At 59.8% G+C, this 24,243-nt stretch carries 22 protein-coding genes and 1 tRNA gene; 15 read left to right on the forward strand and 8 right to left on the reverse strand.

Annotation, left to right across the window (positions count from 1 at the left end):
* The coding region (locus Q0R02_RS11715; protein ID WP_293883711.1) for a hypothetical protein at nt 1-253 on the reverse strand (253 nt) is incomplete at its 3' end.
* Between the two features lie 16 nt (nt 254-269).
* Between Q0R02_RS11715 and Q0R02_RS11720 the strand changes: the two genes are divergently transcribed.
* Together Q0R02_RS11720 and Q0R02_RS11725 are read left to right on the forward strand one after the other, a co-directional pair.
* Complete coding sequence (locus tag Q0R02_RS11720; protein ID WP_293883712.1) at nt 270-416, forward strand: hypothetical protein; 147 nt, start codon at nt 270-272, stop codon at nt 414-416.
* Nucleotides 413-655, forward strand: a complete 243-nt coding sequence (locus Q0R02_RS11725) for a hypothetical protein (RefSeq protein ID WP_293883713.1) — start codon at nt 413-415, stop codon at nt 653-655. The genes Q0R02_RS11720 and Q0R02_RS11725 overlap by 4 nt, the downstream gene beginning before the upstream one ends.
* A 38-nt stretch (nt 656-693) precedes the next feature.
* On the opposite strand, the gene Q0R02_RS11730 is transcribed toward Q0R02_RS11725, so the two are convergent.
* Nucleotides 694-769, reverse strand: a tRNA-Ala gene (locus Q0R02_RS11730).
* A 207-nt stretch (nt 770-976) separates the two neighbouring features.
* Here Q0R02_RS11730 and Q0R02_RS11735 point away from each other — a divergent pair.
* Together Q0R02_RS11735 and Q0R02_RS11740 are read left to right on the forward strand one after the other, a co-directional pair.
* Complete coding sequence (locus Q0R02_RS11735; RefSeq protein WP_293883715.1) at nt 977-1,768, forward strand: DUF2171 domain-containing protein; 792 nt, start codon at nt 977-979, stop codon at nt 1,766-1,768.
* Nucleotides 1,769-1,878: 110 nt separating this feature from the next.
* A complete protein-coding gene (locus tag Q0R02_RS11740) occupies nt 1,879-2,865 on the forward strand; it encodes an NADP-dependent oxidoreductase (protein ID WP_293883716.1) in 987 nt (328 codons plus the stop codon).
* A gap of 5 nt (nt 2,866-2,870) precedes the next feature.
* Here the strand turns inward: Q0R02_RS11740 and Q0R02_RS11745 are convergent, their stop codons facing one another.
* Nucleotides 2,871-3,761 (reverse strand): neutral zinc metallopeptidase, encoded by an 891-nt coding sequence (locus Q0R02_RS11745; protein WP_293883718.1) that lies wholly within the window; start codon nt 3,759-3,761, stop codon nt 2,871-2,873.
* A gap of 84 nt (nt 3,762-3,845) precedes the next feature.
* Between Q0R02_RS11745 and Q0R02_RS11750 the strand changes: the two genes are divergently transcribed.
* The 4 genes from Q0R02_RS11750 to Q0R02_RS11765 all read left to right on the forward strand — a co-directional run bounded on the left by Q0R02_RS11750 (nt 3,846) and on the right by Q0R02_RS11765 (nt 9,207).
* Complete coding sequence (locus tag Q0R02_RS11750; RefSeq protein WP_293883720.1) at nt 3,846-4,994, forward strand: patatin-like phospholipase family protein; 1,149 nt, start codon at nt 3,846-3,848, stop codon at nt 4,992-4,994.
* A gap of 52 nt (nt 4,995-5,046) precedes the next feature.
* On the forward strand, nt 5,047-7,650 hold the full coding sequence (locus tag Q0R02_RS11755) for a M1 family metallopeptidase (protein WP_293883722.1): 2,604 nt from the start codon (nt 5,047-5,049) through the stop codon (nt 7,648-7,650).
* A 73-nt stretch (nt 7,651-7,723) separates the two neighbouring features.
* The gene (locus tag Q0R02_RS11760; protein ID WP_293883724.1) at nt 7,724-8,509 is read left to right on the forward strand and encodes a 3-hydroxybutyrate dehydrogenase; all 786 of its coding nucleotides are present in this window, start codon (nt 7,724-7,726) and stop codon (nt 8,507-8,509) included.
* A 74-nt stretch (nt 8,510-8,583) separates the two neighbouring features.
* Nucleotides 8,584-9,207 carry a DUF4893 domain-containing protein gene (locus tag Q0R02_RS11765; protein WP_293883726.1) on the forward strand — a complete coding sequence of 208 codons (624 nt, stop codon included), beginning with the start codon at nt 8,584-8,586 and terminating at the stop codon, nt 9,205-9,207.
* Here the strand turns inward: Q0R02_RS11765 and Q0R02_RS11770 are convergent.
* A complete protein-coding gene (locus Q0R02_RS11770; RefSeq protein WP_293883728.1) occupies nt 9,153-9,569 on the reverse strand; it encodes a response regulator in 417 nt (138 codons plus the stop codon). The two genes, Q0R02_RS11765 and Q0R02_RS11770, sit on opposite strands and share 55 nt — an antisense overlap.
* Before the next feature lie 343 nt (nt 9,570-9,912).
* Here Q0R02_RS11770 and Q0R02_RS11775 point away from each other — a divergent pair, with 343 nt between their 5' ends.
* Nucleotides 9,913-11,301 carry a short-chain fatty acyl-CoA regulator family protein gene (locus Q0R02_RS11775; RefSeq protein WP_293883730.1) on the forward strand — a complete coding sequence of 463 codons (1,389 nt, stop codon included), beginning with the start codon at nt 9,913-9,915 and terminating at the stop codon, nt 11,299-11,301.
* Here the strand turns inward: Q0R02_RS11775 and Q0R02_RS11780 are convergent.
* Complete coding sequence (locus tag Q0R02_RS11780; RefSeq protein ID WP_293883732.1) at nt 11,298-12,368, reverse strand: mannose-1-phosphate guanylyltransferase/mannose-6-phosphate isomerase; 1,071 nt, start codon at nt 12,366-12,368, stop codon at nt 11,298-11,300. The two genes, Q0R02_RS11775 and Q0R02_RS11780, sit on opposite strands and share 4 nt — an antisense overlap.
* A 122-nt stretch (nt 12,369-12,490) precedes the next feature.
* On the opposite strand from Q0R02_RS11780, the gene Q0R02_RS11785 reads away from it, so the two are divergent.
* Genes Q0R02_RS11785 through Q0R02_RS11805 form a run of 5 tightly spaced genes read left to right on the forward strand, consistent with a single transcriptional unit; the run spans nt 12,491 to nt 18,821 of the window.
* Nucleotides 12,491-13,879 carry a TIGR03013 family XrtA/PEP-CTERM system glycosyltransferase gene (locus Q0R02_RS11785; protein ID WP_293883734.1) on the forward strand — a complete coding sequence of 463 codons (1,389 nt, stop codon included), beginning with the start codon at nt 12,491-12,493 and terminating at the stop codon, nt 13,877-13,879.
* Nucleotides 13,879-15,303, forward strand: coding sequence for an XrtA/PEP-CTERM system histidine kinase PrsK (gene prsK, locus Q0R02_RS11790; protein ID WP_293883736.1), 1,425 nt, complete (start codon nt 13,879-13,881; stop codon nt 15,301-15,303). The genes Q0R02_RS11785 and prsK overlap by 1 nt, the downstream gene beginning before the upstream one ends.
* Complete coding sequence (prsR, locus tag Q0R02_RS11795; RefSeq protein ID WP_293883738.1) at nt 15,300-16,652, forward strand: PEP-CTERM-box response regulator transcription factor; 1,353 nt, start codon at nt 15,300-15,302, stop codon at nt 16,650-16,652. Before prsK ends, prsR begins: the two co-directional genes overlap by 4 nt.
* Nucleotides 16,636-17,964: a hypothetical protein gene (locus tag Q0R02_RS11800; protein ID WP_293883740.1), complete on the forward strand. Its 1,329-nt coding sequence runs from the start codon at nt 16,636-16,638 to the stop codon at nt 17,962-17,964. The genes prsR and Q0R02_RS11800 overlap by 17 nt, the downstream gene beginning before the upstream one ends.
* Nucleotides 17,965-17,996: 32 nt before the next feature.
* Nucleotides 17,997-18,821 carry a DUF815 domain-containing protein gene (locus Q0R02_RS11805; RefSeq protein WP_293883742.1) on the forward strand — a complete coding sequence of 275 codons (825 nt, stop codon included), beginning with the start codon at nt 17,997-17,999 and terminating at the stop codon, nt 18,819-18,821.
* Here Q0R02_RS11805 and Q0R02_RS11810 read toward each other — a convergent pair.
* Both Q0R02_RS11810 and Q0R02_RS11815 read right to left on the reverse strand, forming a co-directional pair.
* Complete coding sequence (locus tag Q0R02_RS11810; RefSeq protein WP_293883744.1) at nt 18,818-21,508, reverse strand: TonB-dependent receptor; 2,691 nt, start codon at nt 21,506-21,508, stop codon at nt 18,818-18,820. The genes Q0R02_RS11805 and Q0R02_RS11810 overlap by 4 nt on opposite strands.
* 78 nt (nt 21,509-21,586) lie before the next feature.
* Entirely contained in the window at nt 21,587-22,132 is a 546-nt protein-coding gene (locus tag Q0R02_RS11815; RefSeq protein WP_293883746.1) for a DedA family protein, read from the reverse strand.
* A gap of 115 nt (nt 22,133-22,247) precedes the next feature.
* On the opposite strand from Q0R02_RS11815, the gene Q0R02_RS11820 reads away from it, so the two are divergent.
* Nucleotides 22,248-22,712 (forward strand): GreA/GreB family elongation factor, encoded by a 465-nt coding sequence (locus tag Q0R02_RS11820; RefSeq protein ID WP_293883748.1) that lies wholly within the window; start codon nt 22,248-22,250, stop codon nt 22,710-22,712.
* A gap of 147 nt (nt 22,713-22,859) precedes the next feature.
* Here the strand turns inward: Q0R02_RS11820 and Q0R02_RS11825 are convergent, their stop codons facing one another.
* Entirely contained in the window at nt 22,860-24,080 is a 1,221-nt protein-coding gene (locus tag Q0R02_RS11825; protein WP_293883750.1) for a polyhydroxyalkanoate depolymerase, read from the reverse strand.
* Nucleotides 24,081-24,243: the final 163 nt, after the last annotated feature.

A 24,243-nucleotide genomic window follows, 5' to 3' on the forward strand; every position in this document is an offset into this window, starting at 1 on the left:
CGCTGAAATCGAGTTCGGCAAGTGAAGTGAAGACCCTATCTCTTACCGCTTGGCTGTCGGTGGTGGCATGAAAATAGTCACCCACTGCGATGCCTTCATGTATAAGCGAGTGCCGAAGATCTTGGAGGGCCATAGCAGCTGGTCGCCAATCATCCAAAACCACCGTAGCTATAATAAAGTACTTACTTATATTATTGTTGCGATTGAACGTGAGGCAACCAGCCTCATCAGCATATATGAATTTCTTGGACATGTGTTAGCGTAGTTGCATGGCAAATTCTGAAAAACAAGAAACCCAACTCGACAAGTTCAAAGCCGCCGCGCGCGAGCATGAAACCGACGACGATCCTGCGCGCTTCAAGGAGAGGCTGGCGAATCTGGTGAAGCATAAGCCCGCGCCGGAGAAGCCAGAGTGATCGTTCTTGCCTTAGCGGCAGCAGCGGCGGCGATGCCGATACCACCTTCGCACACAGCAAAAGATGCGCGCGACATTCGCGCAAAGTGCCACGTCCCTCGCTCTTGGGTGAGCTTTACGGGCGGGGCGCTTCGCCTGACTCCACCTAAAGGTGCGTCAGATGATAAGATTGAATGCATCTTAGCGGAGGCGACCAAAAACTTTCCAAAAGACGCTTTCATCGGCAATGAACAGCAGTAGGTTTGTAAAGTACATAATCGCCAAATATTTTAACTGCCTGGTGGAGCTGAGCGGGATCGAACCGCTGACCTCGTCATTGCGAACGACGCGCTCTCCCAACTGAGCTACAGCCCCTCACCAGGTTCGCACATCCCCTGCGAGGGGACGACCATATCGTGGCAATGGCACCGATGCAATCGTGGTCGGCAACCCAGATTGTTTCGATGGCGACCAACGGTTTGCCGAATGCTTGGTCCGAGAGCGGGAACAGCGTGGCGCTCCCGAAGTTTCTACTGGCGTGGATGGGAGCCAACGAGCGCCGCCCGGCAAGAGGAGATAACAATGGCCTATCAGGATGATGACTATCAAAATCGTGGTCGCAGCGACGGACGCGGCCCCGATCAGGCGCGGGGCAGCTATGGCGCAAACCGTGGCGACCGAGGTCGTCAGGTAAGTGGCGACCGTGATCAGCATCACGGCTCCAGCGACAGTGAACGTGGTTTCCTCGACCGCGCCGGTGACGAGGTAAGGTCCTGGTTCGGAGACGAGGACGCGGAACGCCGTCGTGACCATGACGGTCGCGACGGTGGCACTTCGGATTACAACAATGAAAATTACGGTAGGGGCGCCCGTCCCGGCGGGGCGATCGGCAGTGGCACCGCGCGCAACGACCATGATCCCCATTACCGCGCTTGGCGTCAGCAGCAGATCGATGCACTGGACCGCGATTATCATGAATACCGCCAGCACAGTCAGTCGAAGTTCGAGAATGATTTCGGCAGCTGGCGCAACGAACGGCAGGGCCAGCGCTCACTGCTGAACCAGGTTGAAAAGCATCATGAAGTTGTGGGTTCCGATGGCGAGCACGTCGGAACAGTCGACAAGGTCACGGGCGATCGCATTGTCCTCACCAAAAACGACCCCGATGCCGGTGGCCATCACCATTCGATTCCGTCGATCTGGCTGAGATCGGCAGATGGTGAACGTATCACGATCTCGAAGACTGCGGCTGAAGCGAAGCAGGCGTGGCGCGACGAAGATCGCAATACAATGTATAACGGTACTCGGAACAATCCCAGTCACCAGTCCGATGGCCCACACGTCCTGAACAAGAGTTTCTCGGGCACTTATTGAATCGAATGCGCGAACGTCAGGGACGAGCTGTGCTTCCGCGCGGCCCGTCTTTGCAAGTTCAGCAGGGTCGCTTTATTGCGGTCGGATAATAACCTTTGGAGGATGACGAGATGGCGAAGGCATGGAGCTTGAGATCGCGTCCGTCGGGTATGCCGACTGCCGATAACTTTGATCTGCTCGATCGCCCCTCTCTTCCGCTTGGCGAGGGCGAAATTCGCGTCGCCAATTCCTGGCTGTCGGTTGATCCCTATATGCGCGGACGTATGAATGATGTGAAAAGCTATGCTGAACCATTCCAGATCGGCGAGCCGATGCAAGGCGGAGCGGTCGGCACGGTTGTTGAAAGCCGTACCGCCGACTTTGGAGTTGGTGACCAGGTCCTGCACATGCTGGGATGGCGTGATGAAGCCGTCATGGCCGCCGCCGCTGCCCAGAAACTTCCGAAAATTGGCGTGCCGATCCAGACCTTCCTCCACAATCTTGGGCTTACGGGCGGGACGGCCTATTTCGGCCTGCTGCATTCAGCATCGGCAAAGGCGGGCGATATTGTGTTCGTATCGGCTGCGGCAGGAGCAGTGGGTTCGGCGGTTGTCCAGATTGCCAAGGCAAAGGGGATGACCGTCATCGGTTCGGCAGGTGGTACCGACAAATGTGCCTGGGTTCGCGAACTGGGCGCAGATGCCTGTATCGACTACAAGGCAGGGCCGGTGCTGCCGCAACTGCGGGATGCCGCGCCAAAAGGTATCGACGTTTACTTCGACAACGTCGGCGGCGAGCATCTCGACGCCGCCTATGCCACTGCCCGACTCCATGCGCGATTTGCGATTTGCGGGATGATCGACGTTTATAATCACGGCGAGCCGATGATCTTCAAGCATTTCGTCCGCACGATCCCCGCGCGCATTCGCTCGACCGGCTTTCTTTTTACCGACTTCCTTCCCCAGATGGGTAAATTTACGGCCGAGGCGGGAGCGCTGATCGCAGCGGGGAAGCTGAAGGCGCGCGAGACGATATTCGATGGCGTGGAAAGCGCCCCCGAAGCATTCCTTGGGCTGTTTTCCGGGGCCAATACGGGAAAGATGCTGGTCAGGCTGTAACCGGCCTAGCTATTAAAGGTGTTGCATTGTGCGGGGTCGCCAGTTTCTAGCCCGCGTTTGAGCCATTGCTGGCGCTGGGCCGCTGATCCGTGGGTAAAACTTTCGGGAACCACCACGCCCTGTGAGGCCCGCTGGAGCGTATCGTCGCCGATCGCCTGTGCGGCCCCCATGCCCTCCTCGACATCGCCAGCTTCGATCAAATTCTTGTCGTTGGCGGCCCATACGCCGGCATAGCAATCGGCCTGTAACTCCATGGCGACCTGCAGGGCATTGCCCTCTGCCTTGCTTGCACGCGACTGTTGACCGCGCACTTTTTGTTCGATGCCGTTCAGATCCTGAATGTGATGGCCAACTTCATGCGCAATAACGTAACCGATCGGGAAGTCACCCGTCGCGTTGAAGCGAGTCTTCAACTCCTCGAAGAATTCCGTATCGAGGTAAATCTTTTGATCGCTTGGGCAATAAAAGGGTCCCATCGCAGACTGAGCAGCGCCGCATCCCGAAACCCCGTTGCGCGTGTAGAATACCAGCTTTGTAGGCACATACGTCTCACCAGACCGCGCAAAGATGTCGGTCCAGCGGCGCTCGGTCGATCCCAGAACCTTCAGTGAAGTTCGCTGGATGTCGGTTAGCTGACCGGGGCTGGCGGTTTGCTGCGGCGAGGTCTGGCTGACGGGTGCGAGCAGTGATCCCCCGCCGCCGATGCCAGGTACCATACCGAACACCAGTGCGACGATGCCAAGCACCACAATCCCGCCTATCCCGAAGCGGCTGAAAACAAAGGGGATAATCATGCCCAAGATGCCGAGCCCGCCACCACCGCCGAATCCAGCGCGGTTTTGCCCGGCGCCTTGCACTTCGAAATTGCTGCTTTCGGACTCGTCGTCGAGGCGCATTGAAATCTCCCAAACTCTGCAGCGGTCAATGCACTGGCGGAACATTCGTTGCAATGCGCCGACACTGGTCCCAGATAGGATGTAATGGCCGACATCGACAATTTCCCGATCCGTCGCACGCGCAAGGCGTCGCGGCTTCCTCTCCCCGACAAGGTTGCCCTGGTGTTGCAGGGCGGCGGGGCGTTGGGGTCGTTTCAAGCAGGCGTGTATGAGGCGCTCGAAGGCGCCGGGATCGAGGTTGACGAGGTCGCCGGAATATCGATCGGCGCTGTCAACGCTGCATTGATTGCTGGCAATCGACCCGAAAACCGAGTGGCTGCGCTGCGTAAATTCTGGGACCGGGCGACCGCGGCGCTGCCGAGCTTTCCGATCTGGCACAATGATTCCACCCGCGAGCTGCTTCATGAGATGTCAGCTGGTTTCGTGGCGATGTTTGGCGTGCCGGGATTTTTTTCGCCCCGGATGATGCCGGTGTTTGCCGCCATGCCCGGGACCGCCGAGGCACTGAGCTTTTACGACTCGTCCAAGCTGGCCGCGACGCTGGATGAGCTTGTCGACTGGGACTTGCTCAATTCGGGGCCGGTCAGGATCGCCGTCGGCGCGGTTGAGATCGAAAGCGGCAACTTCAATTATTTCGACAGCGCCAAAGAGCGGCTCGATGCGCGTCACATCATGGCTTCGGGCGCCCTGCCTCCCGGCCTGCCGCCGGTCGAGATCGATGGCAAACTCTGGTGGGATGGCGGCCTGGTTTCCAACACGCCGTTGCAGCATGTTCTCGACACGCAGGATACCGAGATGCTGGTGTTCCAGGTCGATTTGTTTCCAGCGGCGGCCAATCGTCCGAAGACGATCATGGACGTCATGGCGCGTGAAAAGGAAATTCGCTTTTCCAGCCGAACTCGCCAGGTCAGCGACCAGATGCTGAAGTTGAGACGCGAACGTGAGGCGATCCGCAAGGTTTTGAAGAAACTGCCCGCCGAATTGCAGGACGATGCCGATGTCCGGCGACTGGCCGCGATGGCAAAGGAATTTCCGGTCAGCGTCGTTCAGCTGATCTATCGGGCCAATGCCTGGGAGGGGGGATCGCGAGACTATGAATTCTCCGCCCGGACAATGAACGAACATTGGCAGGCGGGGCGTGATGCGGTGAGTGCAACGGTCGAGAACTCGGCGCTGATTGCCCAGAATATCGGCACCGGGCACACGGCGGTTTTCGATTTAATTCCGCGCTAGATTATTACAGAAACGCGCAATAAACATGCTCCTGATTTTTGGAGTATCGTAAATGTCGCGTCCTGTCTTTGCCACGCTGTCGGTCGCCGTTTCCTTATTGGCCTCCACGGCGTTGGCCGCACCGGGGCGCCTGCCCGGCGGCGTTACGCCATTAGCCTATGATATAATTGTCGAACCCGATGCGGCGAAGCTGACCTTCACCGGCAGCGAGACCATCACGATCCTGGTCGACAAGCCAACGCGGTCGATCACGCTGAATTCGGCCGACATCGTGATTGCCAGCGTCAAACTGGATGGGTCGATTCCTGCCACCATCGCCATGGACGAGGCGGGGCAGCGTGCGACATTTACGTTTCCTGCGGCCCTGAAAGCAGGACAGCATCGGCTGGCGATCACCTATTCCGGGATCATCCACACTTCGGCGACGGGCCTTTTCGCGATCGACTATGATGGTGAAAGGGGCGCAAAGGAACGCCTGCTGGTCACCCAGTTCGAGGCACCGGATGCGCGGCGGTTCGCTCCCATGTGGGATGAGCCCGGTTTCAAAACGCCCTTCACGCTGAGCGCCGTTGCCCCCACCGGACAGACTGCATTTTCCAACATGCCGGTGACCGGAAAGTCGGTGCAGGCGCAAGGCAAGACGCTGTGGCGTTTCGCCCCCACCCCAAAGATGTCGAGTTACCTCCTGTTCCTGGGCATCGGTAACGTCGATCGCAAGACCGTGATGGAAGGCAATGTCGAGATCGGCGTGATCACGCGCAAGGGTGTTGTTGACCAGGGCGATTACGCCCTTGCCAGCGCCCGCAAGGTTCTCGCGGCATATAACGATTATTTTGGCACGCCCTATCCCTTGCCGAAAATGGACATGATCGCGGGACCGGGATCATCGCAGTTTTTCGGTGCAATGGAGAATTGGGGTGCAATTTTCTACTTCGAGCGTATCTTGCTGATCGATCCGAAATTGCAGACCGAGAACCAAAAGCAGGACATTTTCAACGTCGTCGCACACGAGATGGCCCACCAGTGGTTCGGTGATCTTGTCACCATGAACTGGTGGGACGACCTTTGGCTCAACGAAGGCTTTGCCTCGTGGATGGCGTCCAAGGTTTCGGGCGACCTGAATCCGAGCTGGGGTGCGACGACGCAGACCCTGGCGTTCGATCGCCAGTCGGCGATTACCCGCGACGCCCGGCTGACGACCCATCCAATTATCCAGCACGTCGAGACGGTCGATGAAATCTCAACCGCGTTCGACGATATCACTTATCGCAAGGGTGAGGCGGTCATCCGCATGCTCGAAGGTGCCGTCGGACCGGACGTTTTTCGCCAGGGCGTTCGCAGCTACATGGCGAAGTATAAATATGGGAACACCGTAACGGACCAGTTGTGGACCGAGATTGCTGCCGCATCGGGCAAGCCGGTGGCGGCGATGATGCACAGCTATACCTTGCAAGGCGGCGTTCCGCTGATCCGCGTTGGAACTCCAGTCTGTAAAGACGGCATGACAACATTGCCGCTTTCGCAGGACCGATTCGGGCTGGATGCTGCCTCCAGGGTCAAGAGCAAGTGGATCGTCCCGGTGCGGGTCGGCTCGGCAACCGGCGCGGCAAGTGCGCTGGTATCGGTTTCAGGGTCTGTCCCTGTCCCCGTAAGCGTTCCGACCTGCGGCCTGACGATCGCGAACAAGGGGCAGAGCGCATATTTTCGAACGCTCTATACGCCCGCGCATCAGGAGGCCCTGCGCGCAGGCTTCTCAACCTTGTCGGTCGACGATCAGATCGGTTTTGCCGCCGATACCCTGGCGCTCGCCAACGGCAGCTATCAGCCGATCGATCGATACCTGGCGCTTGTCGATGGGATTTCGCCCGATGCCAGTCCAATCTTGTGGTCGATGATTGCCGGGCAACTTGGCTCGATCGATCGCGTGTTGACCGATGCGCCCGAGCAATCGGCATTCCGCTCTCGTGCCACCACCCTGCTCCGCCCGGTTTTTGCGCGATTGGGCTGGGTAGCCAAAGCGAATGAGGCTCCAGCTGATGCGCAACTACGTGAGCATTTGATCCCGTTATTGGGCAGCTTCGGCGATCGCGCCGTCGTTGCGGAAGCGGTGCGCTATGCCGCGATGAGTTTCAGCAACCCGGCAGCGGTGTCGGGCGCAATACGGCAGCCTGCACAACGCGTTTATGCGGACACTGCCGACGCTGCACGGTGGGACGACCTGCACGCCAAGGCAAAGGCAGAATCGAGTCCGGTCGCCAAGCTCATGCAATATAGCAACCTTGGCACCGCGCAGGATATTGCCCTCGCCCAAAAGGCCTTGGACCTTGTCCTCACCGACGAAGTTCCCGTCCCGATGCGTGGAAACATCGTGCAGGCGGTCGCGGGCGAACATCCGGCGCTGGCGTTCGACTGGGCGGTTGCCCATGCGGCGCAGGTCAACGCTTTCCTGGAAACGAGCACGCGGTCGGCATTCATAGTCGGACTGGCAGCGGGATCGGGTGACCCGGCAGTGGGAAAGCGGGTGGCGTCCTATGCCGCAACCTTGCCTGCAGCATCGCGCAAGCCCGCAGAGCAGACGATCTCGGCGATCAGCTATCGTGCCGGGTTGAGGTCTTCACAAGCCGCCGCACTCGGCAAATGGGCCATGCGCAAATAGTCACGCGAGACACACGGTGATTCACGCGTTTGGGCAAACCTGCTAAGGGCGCGTGAGTTTCCAGGAGAATCATATGTTCCTCGCAGGCAAGACCGCACTCGTCACCGGGTCCACCTCGGGGATCGGCCTCGCCTACGCAAAGGCGCTTGCTGCCGAGGGTGCCAACGTCGTCATCAACGGGTTCGGTGACCGGAGCGCAATCGAAGCCGAGCGGCTGGGACTGGAAAAACTGTCCGGAGGCAAGGTGCTTTACAGCGATGCCGATCTGACGAAGGTCGATGCGATCGAAGCCATGATGAAACAGGCAGCCTATACCTTCGGTGGCGTCGACATATTGATCAATAATGCCGGGATGCAGCACGTCAGCCCCGTCGAGACTTTCCCAATCGACAAATGGGATTTGATCATCGCGCTGAACCTGACGGCCGCATTCCACACCGTTCGCCTTGCGGTCCCCTTCATGAAGTCGCGAAAATGGGGGCGGATCATTGCCACAGCGTCGGCCCATTCGCTCGTCGCATCGCCTTTCAAATCGGCTTATGTCACGGCCAAGCACGGCCTTGCCGGTTTTCACAAAACTGTCGCGCTCGAACTCGCGACGTCCGGGATAACTGCGAACTGCATCTCGCCCGGCTATGTGTGGACGCCGCTTGTCGAGGGGCAGATTCCCGACACGATGAAAGCGCGGGACATGACCCGCGACCAGGTCATCAACGATGTCCTGCTGGCCGGACAGCCTACCAAGCAATTTGTCACCCCCGAGCAAGTGGCGGCGATAGCGTTGAATTTGTGCCGCGATGATGCCGCCCAGATAACGGGGTCGAATATTTCGATCGATGGCGGCTGGACGGCGGGTTGATCGCGAACGCGTAGATGGTTCCTTTTAGCCAGCGAAGCGTTAGTGTTGAGGAAAGCCAACAAGGGATCGCATAAATGAAGCTTTCGGGCGTACTCGCTGCGACCTTGCTGCTCGCCGGGTGCGGCGGTCGTGATATTAAAAGCGCATCGTCATCGCCCACTGCCGCCGATTGGAAGCGGGTCGTTACGCCCGAAGACATGGACCGCCTGCGAAATTGGCGGGTCGCGTTTGTCAAAGCACTGGACGAGGCAAAAGCCAGCGGATCGAGCGCAAAGATCGCGCGCGAGGGTGATTTGCTTGTGCCCGATGCCGGGATGCAAGACGTGGCGCTTGTCAGTGGGCGCTACCACTGTCGGGTCATCAAGCTTGGATCGACGCAATCGGGGGTTGCGGCCTTCACGCCCTATCCGGCATTCGACTGTCTGGTGAATGACGAAGGCGAAGTCGCAAGTTTTGCAAAAATCGGCGGATCACAGCGGCCTGTCGGTCTGATCTTCGACGATGGCGGCTTTCGAAAGATTTTCCTGGGCACGATGATGTTCGGTGATGAAACCCGCCCGCTGGAATATGGGCGCGATGCCGCGCGCGACATGGCGGGAGCGTTTCAGCGGATCGGTGAGAAACGCTGGCGACTGATATTGCCTTATCCCCGGTTTGAATCGGTCATGGACGTTGTCGAGCTCGTGCCCGCGACCTGACATCTGTCGGCGCATTGCAGCAGCGCCATCTCAAGGTCGGCAATCGAATATGGCTTAGTTAGAACCGGCATGTCGTGATGCACGCTGTCTATTCCGTGGGCTCCGTATCCTGTTGTAAACGCAAACGGTGTGCGGCGCTGTTTCAATGTGGCCGCCAAACCCATGCTGTTGCTGCCATTAAGGTTCACGTCGAGGATTGCCACGTCGAAAATGACCTGGTCGAGCGCCTGCTGGGCATCCTTTACAGACGCCGCCAGTCCAGCAACCACACATCCCAGGCTATCGACCATGTCCTCGGCCATCATTGCGATCAGGGCTTCATCCTCGACGATTAAAACGCGCAGTCCATTCAGTTTACTCACGCGGCGCCCCGTTTCTGTTTGTCGTGATGTCCGAGCATGCATCTGCCATATGACGGCGAGGTTTGCTGTTCAATCCGATTGCGCGCAACGGTTAAATGATAACGCCTGCCGGGTTTCTCCGACAGGCGCCATTTCCTCCCCAGGAACTGAAACCCGACGCCGTCTTGGTCCGGTCCTGATTGCTTGGACTTTCGAGCGTGGGATAAGGATCGATGCGGGTGCGGGCGCTTTTCCACAATATCAATATCGCGCTTTTGATGTCGTCGTATCGCTATCGGCAGGCCAGGGCTTGTCGTCTTGTCACAATTTGACAACGCTGGACGACGCCCGCATCTGTCGGCCCATGGTAGATACAAAACTGTTCGCGGGCCATGCCGTGCGGCGACTCCGCCGGGGGGCGGGTCTTAATCAGATGATGATGGCCGAAATGCTGGCAATCTCGCCGAGCTATCTCAACCTCATCGAACGAAACCAGCGGCCAATTACCGCCGCTGTCCTGCTGCGAATGGCCGAAACTTTCGATTTCGATCCGCGTACGCTTTCGGCCAGTGAACCCGGGGGCGGTATCGACGCGATCCGCCGCCGCCTGGCCGACCCGCGCTTTGCCGACCTCGCCATTGATCGAGCCCAGGTTTCCGATTGGCTGAGCGCCGCGCCCGAGAGCGCCGAGGCATTCGCGCGTGCATTCGATGGCATGGGCGTCGGGTCGGGCATTGCCTCGGTCGATGCCAACCCAACCGAGGCAGTGCGGCGCGAACTGGAGCGGTGGCGGGGACATTTTGCCGATCTTGATAGCCTCGCCGAAACCTTGGCCGACGACCTGCGGGTCGGCTCGGGCGATCTGTTCGGCGCATTGACCGAACGGTTGCGCGTAACTCATCAGTTGTCGATCAGGATTTTACCGATCGACGTGATGCCCGACACCTTGCGCCGCCTCGACCTGCACGCGCGACAACTTCAGCTTTCTGAACTGCTGAATCCTGCGAGCCGAACCTTTGCCGCTGCGTTTCAACTGGGGCAGATCGTGGCAAAAGCGGAAATCGACGCACTGGTGAAGGGCGCCGGCCTTGCCGATCGGATCGCCGAACGCCTGCTGCGTCGTCACCTCACGGGCTATTTCGCAGCTGGCGTGATGATGCCTTACGCCCGCTTTCTCCGCGCGTGCGATGCAACAGGCTATGATGTCGCGCTTTTGCAGCGCCGTTTCGGAGCCAGTTTTGAACAGGTCGCGCACCGGATGACCACATTACAACGGGTCGGAGCCCGCGGCCTCCCCTTCTTCATGCTTCGCATCGACCGCGCCGGACAAGTCTCGAAGCGTTTTTCGGGTGCCAGCGCCTCTCCCTTGGCCGAAGCCGAAGGGCGTTGTCCGTTATGGAAATTACACGATGGCTTTGCCCGGCCCAAACATCTGGTCCGGGATATCGTTACCCTGGAGGATCAGAGTCGCTGGTTCACGATGTCGCGATCGGTGCATCCCCCGGGCCGCAGTATCGGCGGCGTTGATCCCGTGTTCGTGGTCGGCCTTGGCATAAATGCCACTCTCGCGGCTCCGTTGGCCGCTGCGCGCGGTATCGATCTGAAAACGGGTGAGGCAACGCCGATCGGCCTTGGCTGCGTCGCATGCACCCGCTCGAGCTGCCCCCAGCGGAGCGCGCCTCCGCGAAGCAGAGCGCTAATCTTTAACGAGCGCGAACGCGGCGTCAGCCCCTTTGTCTTCGCCGAAGACTAGTCGCTCGCCTTAGTCAGGTCCGCCTTTTCCTTGATAGCCTGGACAACGCGCTTCACATGCTGGCTTTGGCCGCGCGGCAGGATGAGAACGCGATCACCGCTCGCGACGATGATCAAGTCGGCAACCCCGACAGCGGCAATCTGGATACCATCGCTCCGGATCAGACAATTGCTGGTATCGAGCGCAATCACGTCGCCATGATGCGCATCACCGTCCTCATCGGCACCAAGGGTGTGGAGCGCGTCCCATGATCCGACGTCGGACCACCCCATGTCGACGGGAACGACCGCGACCCGCTCGGCCTTCTCCATAACCGCATAGTCGATCGAATCTGCTGGAGAGATGGCAAAACTGTCCAGGTCGGGCAACACCCGTGCGCCGGACTGGACCGCCCGGTCCATTGCCGCCTGCGAGGCGGCCAACATGGCCGGGGCATGTGCCGCCAGAGCACGCAGGAAAGCATCGGCGCGGAACATAAAGATGCCACCGTTCCAGACATGATCACCACTCGCCAGCATGATCGCGGCTGTCGCAGCGTCGGGCTTTTCCACGAAACGCGAGACCTTGTGCGCGCCGGGACTGATTTCTTCGCCGATCCGGATATAGCCATAACCCGTTTCCGGAGCATTGGGAGTGATTCCGAACGTCACGAGCCATCCCCGCTCAACCAGCGGCAGTGCTGCGTCGATTGCCTTGTCGAAGGCCTCGACATCGACGATCACATGGTCACTTGGCATCACCAGTAGCGGCGCATCGCCCCCGCCCGCAGCGATTGCCGCCAGCGCGATCGCTGGCGCGGTATTCCGGGCGAGCGGTTCCAGAAGAATCTTTGCCTGACGGTCGCCCAATTGCGCTTCGATAAGGTCGGCGTGGCGCGCATTTGCGACGACTATGGGTTCTGCAAACCGCGCAGGATCAGTCGCGCGCTCAAGCGTAAGCTGGAACATGGTCAGGTCGTCAGTCAGCGCCAGGAACTGTTTTGGCCGTTCCTCGCGGGACATCGGCCATAATCGAGTCCCCGACCCGCCAGACAAAATTACGGGAACAATGCGCGGTCGCTCGGTCATACTTTCCCCCATACACAGCAAAATGCCCGGCCCTTCAGGAAATTTTCGTCAATTTGGCCGACAGAAGCCATAAGTGTCGGAAATCTTGACGCACAACGTCGGAAAACAGGCAAGACAGCCATATGTTCAGATTGTTCAAACATTATGTACCTTATCCGGTGCTGCTGCTTGCCCTGTTCGATTTCGTCATTCTGACGGTATCCGCCGAAATTGCCTGGGTCATCCGCGCCCATCAGATCGGTATGGGCGTCGATTCTTTTCTCAATCGACTGCCCCCCCTTATCAGCTTTGCCATCGCTCTCCAGCTCGCCATGATCGCCGTCGGGGTGTACGGTGTAGACGCTTTTCAATCGCTCCGCTTCGCGTCCGCCCGGCTGTTGGTGGCGATTTGTCTTGGCGTTATATTTCTGTCGGTTACCTATTTTCTGATCCCCGGCAAGACATTGTGGCGCTCGAATTCACTCTACGCGATGGTGATAGCATTCGCTTCGCTAGTCCTGGTGCGCACCCTGCTTGGTCGCATGCTGGGCAGCGAGGCATTCAAGCGACGCGTGCTTGTGCTTGGCGCCGGACAGCGGGCAAATCGCCTCAATAAACTTGGTGAGGTCAGGGGGGCCGCGTTCACCGTGGTCGGAAACATCGACATGGGCGACGTCGTCAGTGTCATTCCAACCGCAATCCCCCGCCAGCTGATCGGCAACCTGGTCGAACATGTCGCAAGGCTGGGCGTCAACGAAGTCGTTCTCGCGCTTGAGGAGCGCCGCAAGGCGATCCCCATGGAGGACCTTCTGCGAGTCCGTACCGTTGGCGTCCATGTCAACGAGATCTCGACGTTTCTGGAACGCGAAACCGGGCGTGTCGATCTGCGCAGCACCAATCCCTCATGGCTGATCTTTTCGGACGGGTTTTCCAGCGGCAGGCGTTTTGCGTCCTTTGCCAAGCGAGTGTTCGACATCGTTGCCAGTGGCGTGCTGTTGCTGCTCTGTCTGCCTTTGATCCTGATCACAGCGATATTGATCAAACTCGAATCACGCGGACCGGCATTCTACCACCAGAACCGGGTTGGCCTTTATGGCCAGGAGTTCGCCATCGTGAAGCTGCGCTCGATGCGCAACGATGCCGAAATGGCGGGCAAGGCCGTGTGGGCCGAAAAGAATGATCCTAGAGTCACCCGCATCGGTCGGGTTATCCGCAAGGTCCGTGTCGACGAATTGCCGCAATTATGGACCGTACTGTGCGGAGGCATGAGCTTTGTGGGTCCGCGCCCTGAACGACCATCGTTCGTGGCTGAACTGACGCAGAAAATGCCTTATTATGCCGAACGGCACATGGTGAAGCCGGGCATTACCGGGTGGGCGCAGATCAATTACCCCTATGGCGCGAACCTGGACGATGCCCGTCACAAGCTTGAGTACGATCTTTATTATGCCAAGAACTACACGCCGTTTCTCGACGTCGTCATCCTGCTACAGACAATCCGGGTGGTCTTGTTCCCCGATGGAGCTCGCTGATGGCCAGCCTGCGCGGTAAACTGCGGCCGTCACGAACTGCCGCGCTTGGCCTGCTGGGGCTGTTGGCGGGGGCGACCTATTTCCTGGTAATCGTGGGGCTGTCGGCGCTGCTGCACGCCCAAGAAGGAACGGCAACCGCGATTGCACTGATGATCGTGCCCTTGGTCAGCGCGGTAGTGGCGGCGGTCGTGCTGCCTGCCGAACGCACACGAGCCTGGTTTCGGGTGATGACGGCGAAGCACTTGTTTGCGCACCGCTATGACTATCGCGCCGAATGGCTGCGCTTCACCGATACGTTAAGCCGACCCGGCGAGGCACCCGCCGCGCTCGAAGTCCGGGTCATCAAGGCGATTGCCGACATCGCCGATTCACCCGGCGGACTGTTGTTGTTGCCCGATGGCGGCGAGATGCTTGTCAAGGCGAACTGGAACTGGGCTGTTGCATCGCATGGGGCGACCGCGCGGCTGGCTGATTTCCTGGCGAGCGGTCGCATCGTCGAACTTGATGCAGTGCGCGCCGACGATATCCATCCGGACGAGGCTGGCGCTATTCCGGAATGGATTTTGGCAGCGCCGGGCGCATGGGCGATCGTACCGCTCATCCATGTCGATCGGCTGGCTGGCGCCGTGCTCCTGGAACGGCCGTTGATCGGTCGGACGCTCGATTGGGAGGATTTCGACCTTCTGCGGGTCGCCGGTCGGCAGGTGGCGAGCTATCTTGCGGAGGCGCAGGGGCAGGATGCCTTGTCGGAGGCGCAACGCTTCGACGAATTCAACCGGCGCTTTGCCTTCATCATGCATGACATCAAAAATCTGGTCAGCCAGATGGGATTGCTTGCGCGCAATGCAGAGCGCCATGCCGATAACCCCGCGTTTCAGGTGGACATGATCAGCACACTCCATAGTTCGACCGCGCGCATGAACGATCTTCTTGCGCGCCTTTCCCAGCACAACAAGGCCCGGCCCGAGGAGCCGCGTGCGATCGCGATCGGCACGATCGTCGCCAGCGTCGCAGCCGCGAAACGGGCGGTGCACCCGATTGTCCTGGCTGGCGATACTGCTTTGTTGGCCATTGCCGACCCGGCGCGACTGGAAGCGGCCTTGGCCCATCTGGTGCAGAATGCGATCGAAGCGAGTGAGGGTTCGGAGCCAGTGACGCTGACGATCAGGGGGGAGGGGCGGGAAACGGTGATCCAGATCATCGACAAAGGTTGCGGGATGACCGCCGATTTCCTTCACAGTCAGCTATTCCGTCCATTCTCATCGACCAAGGACAGCGGTTTCGGGATTGGCGCGTATGAAGCGCGAACCCTGATCGGCGCGATGGGCGGACGACTGAGCGTCAAGAGCGAGCTTGGCCTGGGCAGTTGTTTTACGATAGCCCTGCCAAGTGCGCGTGGCTGGGCAGAGGAGCGTGCGGCATGAGCGCCATCAAGCGAAAGCTCCTGATTGTCGAGGACGACGAGGGTCTGCAGCGCCAGTTGCGCTGGGCATATGATGATTACGAGGTCATCGTGGCGGGCGACCGGGCATCGGCCATCGCAGCATTGCGCGCCGAAGAACCCGACGTCGTTACGCTCGATCTTGGCTTGCCGCCGGAGCCCGATGGGACCGCGGAAGGGTTTGCCACGCTCGACGCCATCCTGGCGCTCAAACCCGATACTAAGGTAATCGTCGCGTCAGGACATGGCGCGCGCGAAAGTGCGTTGCGTGCGATCGCGGCAGGCGCATATGATTTTTATCAAAAGCCGGTCGATATCGACGAACTCGGCATGATCGTCGCGCGGGCATTTCATCTTCATGCCATCGAAGCCGAAAATGCACGGTTGGCCGAGGTCAGCGGGGGGGGAGTGCTGGGTGGTCTGATCACCGGCGCCCCGGAAATGTTGAAGGTTGCACGCACCATCGAACGCGTCGCCAATGCCGATGTCTCGGTCATGCTGCTCGGCGCGAGCGGCACTGGCAAGGAACTGCTTGCGCGCGGTGTCCATGACAGCAGTGGGCGAAAGACAGGAGCCTTCGTCGCCATCAATTGCGCGGCGATCCCCGAAACCCTGCTCGAATCCGAATTGTTCGGCCACGAAAAGGGCGCGTTCACCGGGGCTGTCAAAACGACCGAAGGCAAGATCGAGCAGGCGGAGGGCGGCACGCTGTTTCTCGATGAAATAGGGGACGTGCCGCTCCCCCTTCAGGTCAAACTGCTGCGCTTTTTGCAGGAGCGCGTGATCGAACGGATCGGCGGGCGCAAGGCCATTCCCGTCAATACGCGAATCGTGTGCGCCACTCATCAAAACCTGGAAACGATGATTGCCGAAGGACGGTTTCGCGAGGACTTATACTATCGGCTCGCCGAAATTGTCGTGACGATCCCCTCGCTTGCCGAACGACCGGGTGACGCGGTCCTCCTCGCACGACATTTCGTGGCGCGCTACGCGCACATGAACCCGCAAGTGAAGGGCCTGGCACCTGACGCGCTCACTGCCATCGACCAGTGGGGCTGGCCGGGAAATGTCCGCGAACTCGAAAATCGGATGAAACGCGCGGTTATCATGGCTGATGGCAAGATGGTAACGGCGGGCGATCTCGATCTGCCAATGAACGACGGCGAGCCGGACATCATCAACTTGAAAGCGGTGCGTGACGCCGCCGACGGGCAAGCAATCCGCCGTGCCTTGGGTCGCACCGACGGCAACATATCCAATGCCGCCAAACTGTTGGGTGTCTCTCGGCCCACGCTGTACGACCTGTTGAAATCGCATGGTATCTCGGCTTAAAATTCTGGCGCCGCTGCTTTTGCTGGGGGCAGCAACGCCTCCGGAAACGGCGCAACAACTGGTCGCCAGTGCGCGCGGGCGGCTGGCGGCAAACGACTTTTCGGGTGCTCTCGTTCTGTCGCAACGCGCCGTTGCCTTGGCACCACGTGATCCAGCGGTGCTGCTACTGGCGGGCAATCTCGTGCGCGATCGATATGGCCCGATGGCGGCGTTACCCTGGTATGACAGGGTGCTCCAAATCGATCCCGAAAACGTGTTCGCCCTTAGCGACAAGGCGGCGACCCTCGGCGATTCCGGCCAGTCGATCGCCATGCTGGCGGTTACCCGTCGGATACTTGCGTTGACTCCCGGGCAGCCGATCGCCTTGTACCAACAGGCCGTTCTCGCCGCGCGGGCGGGTCAATGGGGGTCGTCCCGCGCCCTGCTCGACCGCACAGGGGGAGCGTTTGCCAGGGTTCCTGCAGTGATGTTGTTGCGGGGAGCCATCGCGCTACAGACCGGAGCAACCGAGACCGCCATAGCGGCACTTAACTCGCTGGTCGAAATACAGCCCGGCAATCGTCACGCCCGTCGCCTGCTGGGACTGGCGCTCTGGCGCAGCGAAGATGACCAAGGCGCGCTCGATACGCTCCAGCCGATCGCTGAGGATGGTGACAGTTGGGTGTTGACGGTCATGGCGCGCGCCGCCGAAAATCTTGGGGATCGCGTGCGGGCGGCGAACTTGTTGGACCGCGCCGCAAATGCCCCGGCCCAACCGGTCGCATGGCAGGGCGGCGGACCAGGGGATGCGATGATGGCGTCGGGCCAATGGCCCGCGGCTGTGGTTGCTTATACAGAAAAGGCCAATGTCCGTTTCACCGTGCCGACCGCTTTACGCCTGATCGATGCGCTGAATCGCGTCGGGCAGGTCGAATCGGCGGGAGCAGTCATGACCACGCTCGTCTTGCAAAATCCGGCCAGCCTCCCCGTGCTGCGGCTTGCCGCGAGCGATGCGCTCGGTCGCCACGAATGGGCGCGCGCGGCGACCGCGCTGGCCGCCGTCCGCAACCGGGTCGGCGATCATGATGCCTTCATGCTCGGCAATCTTGGATGGGCTTATTTCAACCTCGGCTATTCTGACAAAGCCATTCAATACAGTCGCAAAGCCTATGAACTTGCCCCCGCGAATGCGCTGGCGGCGGCAAACCATGGCTGGTTCGTTCATCGGGGTGGAAATCGACAGGCGGGGCTCGCGCTCTTGCAGAAGGCGGTCGCGATTGCACCCGATGCCGCGCCTTTTCGCCGGAAGCTTGCCGAAGCGCAACGACCCTAGCGAAGCTGGCGTGAGTCGCTTACGGCAAGCCGATGAATGAAATTCAACTTCGCCGGATAGCCGATGCTCTCGATCGGATGGTGCCCGTGCCACCAGCGGCGCCACGGGCCGACTGCGCCGCCTATGTCTGGCAACATGGCAGGCTGGTCGTTGCAGACTTCGCACCGCTGGACCTCGACCTGTTGACCGGCATTGACGATCAGAAAGCATTGCTGGTCGCAAACACCGGTCGCCATGCAGCCGGCCATGCCGCGCACGATGCGCTCCTGTGGGGATCGCGCGGTGCCGGCAAGTCGGCACTGGTGAAATCGAGCATCGGTCGCCTGCGTGCGAAGGGATCCGATATCGCTCTGGTGGAGATTGCGGCGGGCGAGATTGCCGCGCTTCCCGATCTGTTCGCGATACTGGCCGGTTGGTCACGCCCGGTGATTGTGTTTCTGGACGACCTGGGTTTCGATTCCACCGACGGCGTCGCCGCCGCCCGTGCGCTCCGCTCGGTCCTCGACGGCGGCAGCGCGGCGCGTCCCGGCAATGTCCGGCTTTACGTCACCTCCAACCGCCGCCATGTCATCGCGCGCGATATTGCCGAACAGGATTCCGCGATCAACATGCGTGACGTGGTCGACGATCGCCTGGCGCTCGCCGACCGCTTTGGCCTTAGCATCGGATTTCATGTTTGTGATCAGGCCACCTGGCTCGCGATGGTCGACGGCTATGCCCATAAAATGGGCCTCACGTTCGATCCGCAGGACGCGGTGTCATTCGCCACCCAGCGCGGCGCACGATCGGGGCGCATCGCCTGGCACTACGTCGTCGAACTCGCGGGCAGGGCCGGGCGCTCGCTGACACAGTCTTAAAACTTCTTGCGGAAATTCAATTGCACGGTGCGACCACGCGCGTCGAGAAATCCTGGCTGGTAACTGAGCGGCACCAGACCATTGGAATCGCGCACGTTGCGTATTGCCCCGGTGATATTGTCCACGCTTAGCCTAATCCGGCTCCCCGCCAAAAACGGCACGTTGGTAGTCAGCGTCTTGCGGCTATCGAAATTGATGAATGCCTGGACGTCGAACGTCGCCAATCCGTCGAAGAACAGGTCGGGAGCGGTCGACCCGGTTCCGGTCAGCCCGCCCAGGACCGTGCTGCCGGTCTGGTATTTGCCCTTCAGCCGGAACCCCAGTCCCTTGTTGAACCAGCCAGCGTCCAGATCCAAGGTATGACGCGACGATCCGCCGCTGCCGACGGCGCTTCCGCCCAGGAGATCGAGGGTCGGCAGATCAGATCGAATGACAATCTGGTCAATAAACTTGATGCTGTCGTAGATTGAGATTTGCCAGCGACCGCCTTGGTCAGCACCGGGGCGACCGAAACCGCCGCCGCCACCACCGCCACGCGGTCCATGGTCGCCTCCGCCGGGCCCACGCGGCCCGCCGCCAAAGCCACCAGCCCCTCCTGCGGGTTGCCCGAAGCTATGGCTAAAATTGAAGCCAACCCGCAGCACATTGCTACGGGTAGCCGCGTAGTTGATCGACCGCGTGTCGATCGAGACCAGCCTACCGGCATCCCGGGTCACGCGCCCTGGAAAAGCCCGTTCGACCTCGGGAGTCAGGACGGGAAAATCGGAAACCGGGTTGGTACTGCGATTGCGGAAGAAATTAGCACTGACTTCGAGGTCGGTGAACTTCGGCGGCTGGTATGTCAGCCCCAGTTTGAAATCACGCCGTTTTTCGGTCAGCAGCGCGCGATTGCCGCCGCTGACCTGGGTGACCAACACCGATTCGCCCCGCGTGTAGTCGTACGTCGTGACGTTCTGTGTCCGGATGGTCGGGTTGCCAAGCTGCTGGATCGAAGGCTCGGCTTCGTCGCCGATGGCAGTCCCGAGGACGGTGAGCCCTTTGATAGGCGACCAGTTCAGACCGTAGCCATAGCTGATCAACGAACCAAAATCGGAGAGGTGACGGTAAGCAAGGTTTCCGTTAAGCGTGAGGTTGCCGATCGCTGCGCCCACATCACGGTCGCGGCTTGTCAGCGGGATATCGAGATTGACGCGCGTATTGCCCTCGTCGCGCGCCAGATCGGCTGATGAGAACAGGCCTGCCCGATCAGCCGAACTGGTCAGACGCTGCGTTGCGAAGCCCGCGCGCATGGTGGCCCGAATTGTTCCTGCTGGCAGGTCGGCAACCGGGCCGGCCATCGTATAGATGCCGTTTATCGTGTTCGATTGCGACCGGGCCGTATCGCGTGGGCCATTGGCTGCCGAGAACGAGGAGGCGAATGGATTGACTGCCAGTGCGGGATCGGTGATGGCAACGCGTGCTTGCAAGGCGGCAAGGTCAACCCCGGTGGCGGTCTCCGTGCTGGTCGTGACGCGGTCGTAATTGCCGGTCAGCGTCCACTGCCACTTCGCAATGTTGCCATCGATCGTCAGGCCACCGTGTAAGGCGTCGGACCGGGTATCGCGCGCCAGCGCCGCTCCGAAATTTCGAACGAGGGTGACAGGCTGGGCGAAGGGAGAATTGGGCTGGCCGACCGGCACGGTAATCGCCGCCGATGACAGGCCAAAGAACGACCGGCCCTTGGTGAGTTGATAGCTGCCGTTCAGCGAGAGCGAGATCGCCTCGGTGAGGGGGCGCGCGACGACGGCATTGAACTTGATGTCGTCCGTCGCGGGCAGCAGCGTGCGATAATGGCCCTGATCGGTGGTGCCCGGCTGATTCGCGGTGCCCGCAAAATCCGATAATGTTGGCGCACGATCGCCGAGCGAACCGGGAACCGCCGCCGACGTTACCGGGGTGCCGGCAAGCACGCTGAGGACGGGGTCGATCTGGCCTCCGGGTATCGCACCAAAGACATTTCCCGCCAGCGACGCGGGCTGGCCCGGCGCGCGCTGAACGATACCTCGCTGGCTTTCGAAAAGCGATTCCGCGCGGTTATAATCGACGGTTAGCTGGGTGCGCGCTGACCCGTTGATCCGGACGGCGGTTGCTTGGGATTCGGACTGACCGCCGCCGCCATTCAGTGACTGCCCATATTTGCCCTCTGCGGTGATCGACCGGAAGTTCGGCTTGAGGATGAAATTTACGACGCGCTGGTCCGCGGCATATCCGAATTTTAGTGCGACTTCTTCTGACAGCACCTGAACGCGCAGGATCGCTTCGGGCGGCAAGTCGCGAATTTCGGAAAAGCCTGAGATGCGGCGACCATTCAGTAAGACCACAGGCCCACCGCTTCCCCGCCCCCGCCCCGACGTCGTCTGGGGCGACAGGGCATCGAGCAATTCAGCGATCGAAGATGCGCCATAGCTCTCGACCGCAGCCTCATCCAGCTCGATCTCGGGCGGGATATCGCTCACGACCGCTCCCTGGATTCGCGGAGCTGTGACGATGATTTCGGACTGCGATTCGATGTCATTGTCGACAGGACTTGCAGCGGATGGCTTGGCAGAAGCTTTCTGCGCGCTTGCTGTAGCAAACATGGCCATGTTGGAGATCAAGGCGATTGCTGTCCCCGCAGTCAGACGAGTGACGGTCTTGAATGAGATCATGATACTCGCTTAACAGTTAGAGCCGATGACCTCAGGCCAATAATCAAATCAATCAGGTGATGGCATCGCCATGCAAGGTTACAGGTTTCCCGTCGATGAACGATCTTCGGCGCTGCGATATCGGCGGTAAATATAAAACGCGGCCCCTCCGGTCACCAAGGCCGCACCCCCGATTGCCCAGGGGTCGGAAATTGCTCGGTCGATGAACGTTTCGAAGGCCTTTCCGAAACGGAAGCCGATCGTGGTGAAGATCGTTGCCCAGATTGCTGCCGAAACCGCATTAATGATAAAAAACGTTGCGATGGGGACCCTGGAAATGCCGATGGCAATTGGCCCGACAGTCCGCATTCCATAAATAAACCGGAACACCATGCAGAACAAGACCGGCCGACGCTCTATGAAGCGAATGGCACGCGCAAATGTCGCCCGGCCTCGAACACGAACGATGCACCGCCTTTCACGGTGAAAGCGAGCGGAGAAGAACACGATCTGGTCAGCGACGAATGACCCGGAAAATGCGCAGACGGCGGCGAAATACGGATCGACAAGCCCGCGATGAGCAAGATATCCACCAGTCGTGACCGCAGCCTCACCTTCGATTGCGGCTCCCAGAAAGATGGCCACACCGCCATACATCCTAATCAGATGTTCAAAATTCACGAACATCCGTGCCACCTCACGGGGTTGTCGTGCGTCGTGTTTTCACTATCGCTGAGCATTGCCAACATAGGACCATCCAATGAGCGTAGCGTTCCGCCGCGAAAGCGACGAGGAGCATCTGGAACCAAAGTTCGAGGTGCCGATTCCACCCGGACCCAATCTGGTCACCGCCAATGGCAAGCGCCTGATTATTGAAAAGGTCGAGGCATTTGAGCGCGCAGTTGCCGAGAGCGTTGCCGATCCCGAGATGTTGATGAAATTGAAACGGGACCGACGGTATTGGCGGATGCGCCTGGCAACCGCGCAATTATCGCCTCCGCCTCCTGAAAACCATGTCGGGTTCGGCTCGCGAGTTCGGTTGCGGCTGAAAGGAACAGAGCGCACGATCCATATCGTAGGCGGGGACGAGGCCGATCCCGCGGCTGGCCTGCTGGCCTTTACGGCGCCGCTGGCGCGCGCGCTGATGGGGTTGCAAGAAGGCGACTTTGCTGATTTTGCCGGGAAGCCCGATGCGATTGAGATTTTACGAGTTGAATTCGAATGATACTGCTGGTGGGCCTGTCAGGCAGCCTGCGGAAGTCCTCGTACAACAGCGGGTTATCGCGCGCAGGGGCAACCTGAGCGACGAAACGGTCAAACGTTGGCGGCAATTCATGGAAGACTTGGGACAAGCCTCCACAAATAAGCATGTTCAGCTCACGGCGAGGACAAGGTTGCGGATTTGGGGGTAAACCTGGTTTTCCCATTTGCGACCCGCGAACAGCCCGTAGTGGCCAACGCCCGGCTGAAGATGGTGGCGTTTCATGTGTGGAACGAGGCCCAAGCACAGGTCGTGCGCGGCAGCAGTCTGACCTACCGAACAGATATCGTCGCGTTCGCCTTCGACAGTCAGCAACGCAGTTTGCTTGATCTGGCCCGGATCGACCAGCCGGCCCCGGTAAGCAAATTCACCCTTGGCCAGCAGCGTTTTCTGGAAAACCTGCTCCACAGTCTCGAGATAAAATTCAGCCGCGAGATCGAGCACGGCAAAATACTCCTCGTAGAAATCTTGAATCACCGCCGCTTCTTCCACCTTGCCTTCTGCAAGCAAACGATAAAGTCGACGATGCTGGCTGGTATGGCGATCCTTGTTCATCGACATGAAGGCGGTCAGTTGCAGAAACCCGGGATACACTTTTCGCCCGGCCCCGGCGTAACGCGCTGGCACCGGCGAGATCAGCTTTTCAGCGAACCACTCGATCGGGTTGGCGGTGGCCAGGTCGTTCACCACGGTCGGTGAAATGCGGGTGTCGATCGGGCCCCCCATCAGAGTCATGGTCGCGGGCTGTGCGGGGTTTTGGGCCTCGGCCATGATTGCGACTGTCGCGAGCGTCGTGACACAGGGCTGGCAGACGGCCAGAACGTGCTGACGCGGGCCTATTTCTTCAAGAAAACGGATGGTATAGTCGATATAGTCTTCAATCCCGAACCTGCCTGCGCTCAGGGGCACGTCGCGCGCGTTGGCCCAGTCGGTGATGTAGACATCGTGATCGCGCAACAGAACCTGTACCGTTTCGCGCAACAGAGTGGCAAAATGTCCCGACAAGGGTGCGACGACGAGCATTTTCGGTTGGGGGGTGTCGACTTCGTCCTTGGCAAAATGAAGCAGGTTTCCAAAGGGCAGGGCGATGGTAATTTCTTCACGAACCGACAGGACGCGATTCCCGACCACGACGTGGTCGATGGCGAACGAAGGCCGCGTATGCGTGACCTGGGCGTTACCGACGACGTCCAACATCGCGAAATAGTTGCGGACCATGGGTAGTTCGCCGAACACCCCCATCGATTCGTGCATTTTCACCATCGTTTGCGCCGCACTGCGGAAGGGCGTTGCCGCATCGGTCCAAGCCTGAAAAACGGTATATAACGACACTGTGCATTGTCCCTGCATGCGAAAGACACCGATCGGCGCTTCCCTTCCCGCGACTTAGTGCATTAATTGCTGCGTCGCGTCATTGGATTTCTTTTCGGACAGACAGAGGACAACTCGACGTCGAGCTCCGATTGTCATACGCTCTCGTGATTGCCTTCAAGGG

Source organism: Sphingomonas sp., assembly GCF_025353885.1.
GTDB lineage: Bacteria > Pseudomonadota > Alphaproteobacteria > Sphingomonadales > Sphingomonadaceae > Sphingomonas_O.

Coding starts and splice junctions, on each gene's coding strand:
- Q0R02_RS11765 (WP_293883726.1), top strand. CDS start 8,584: ATGAAGCTTTCGGGCGTACTCGCTGCGACCTTGCTGCTCGCCGGGTGC.
- Q0R02_RS11805 (WP_293883742.1), top strand. CDS start 17,997: ATGAATGAAATTCAACTTCGCCGGATAGCCGATGCTCTCGATCGGATG.
- Q0R02_RS11800 (WP_293883740.1), top strand. CDS start 16,636: ATGGTATCTCGGCTTAAAATTCTGGCGCCGCTGCTTTTGCTGGGGGCA.
- Q0R02_RS11740 (WP_293883716.1), top strand. CDS start 1,879: ATGGCGAAGGCATGGAGCTTGAGATCGCGTCCGTCGGGTATGCCGACT.
- Q0R02_RS11760 (WP_293883724.1), top strand. CDS start 7,724: ATGTTCCTCGCAGGCAAGACCGCACTCGTCACCGGGTCCACCTCGGGG.
- Q0R02_RS11755 (WP_293883722.1), top strand. CDS start 5,047: ATGTCGCGTCCTGTCTTTGCCACGCTGTCGGTCGCCGTTTCCTTATTG.
- Q0R02_RS11820 (WP_293883748.1), top strand. CDS start 22,248: ATGAGCGTAGCGTTCCGCCGCGAAAGCGACGAGGAGCATCTGGAACCA.
- prsR (WP_293883738.1), top strand. CDS start 15,300: ATGAGCGCCATCAAGCGAAAGCTCCTGATTGTCGAGGACGACGAGGGT.
- Q0R02_RS11720 (WP_293883712.1), top strand. CDS start 270: ATGGCAAATTCTGAAAAACAAGAAACCCAACTCGACAAGTTCAAAGCC.
- Q0R02_RS11780 (WP_293883732.1), bottom strand. CDS start 12,368: ATGACCGAGCGACCGCGCATTGTTCCCGTAATTTTGTCTGGCGGGTCG.
- Q0R02_RS11785 (WP_293883734.1), top strand. CDS start 12,491: ATGTTCAGATTGTTCAAACATTATGTACCTTATCCGGTGCTGCTGCTT.
- Q0R02_RS11745 (WP_293883718.1), bottom strand. CDS start 3,761: ATGCGCCTCGACGACGAGTCCGAAAGCAGCAATTTCGAAGTGCAAGGC.
- prsK (WP_293883736.1), top strand. CDS start 13,879: ATGGCCAGCCTGCGCGGTAAACTGCGGCCGTCACGAACTGCCGCGCTT.
- Q0R02_RS11750 (WP_293883720.1), top strand. CDS start 3,846: ATGGCCGACATCGACAATTTCCCGATCCGTCGCACGCGCAAGGCGTCG.
- Q0R02_RS11775 (WP_293883730.1), top strand. CDS start 9,913: ATGGTAGATACAAAACTGTTCGCGGGCCATGCCGTGCGGCGACTCCGC.
- Q0R02_RS11810 (WP_293883744.1), bottom strand. CDS start 21,508: ATGATCTCATTCAAGACCGTCACTCGTCTGACTGCGGGGACAGCAATC.
- Q0R02_RS11735 (WP_293883715.1), top strand. CDS start 977: ATGGCCTATCAGGATGATGACTATCAAAATCGTGGTCGCAGCGACGGA.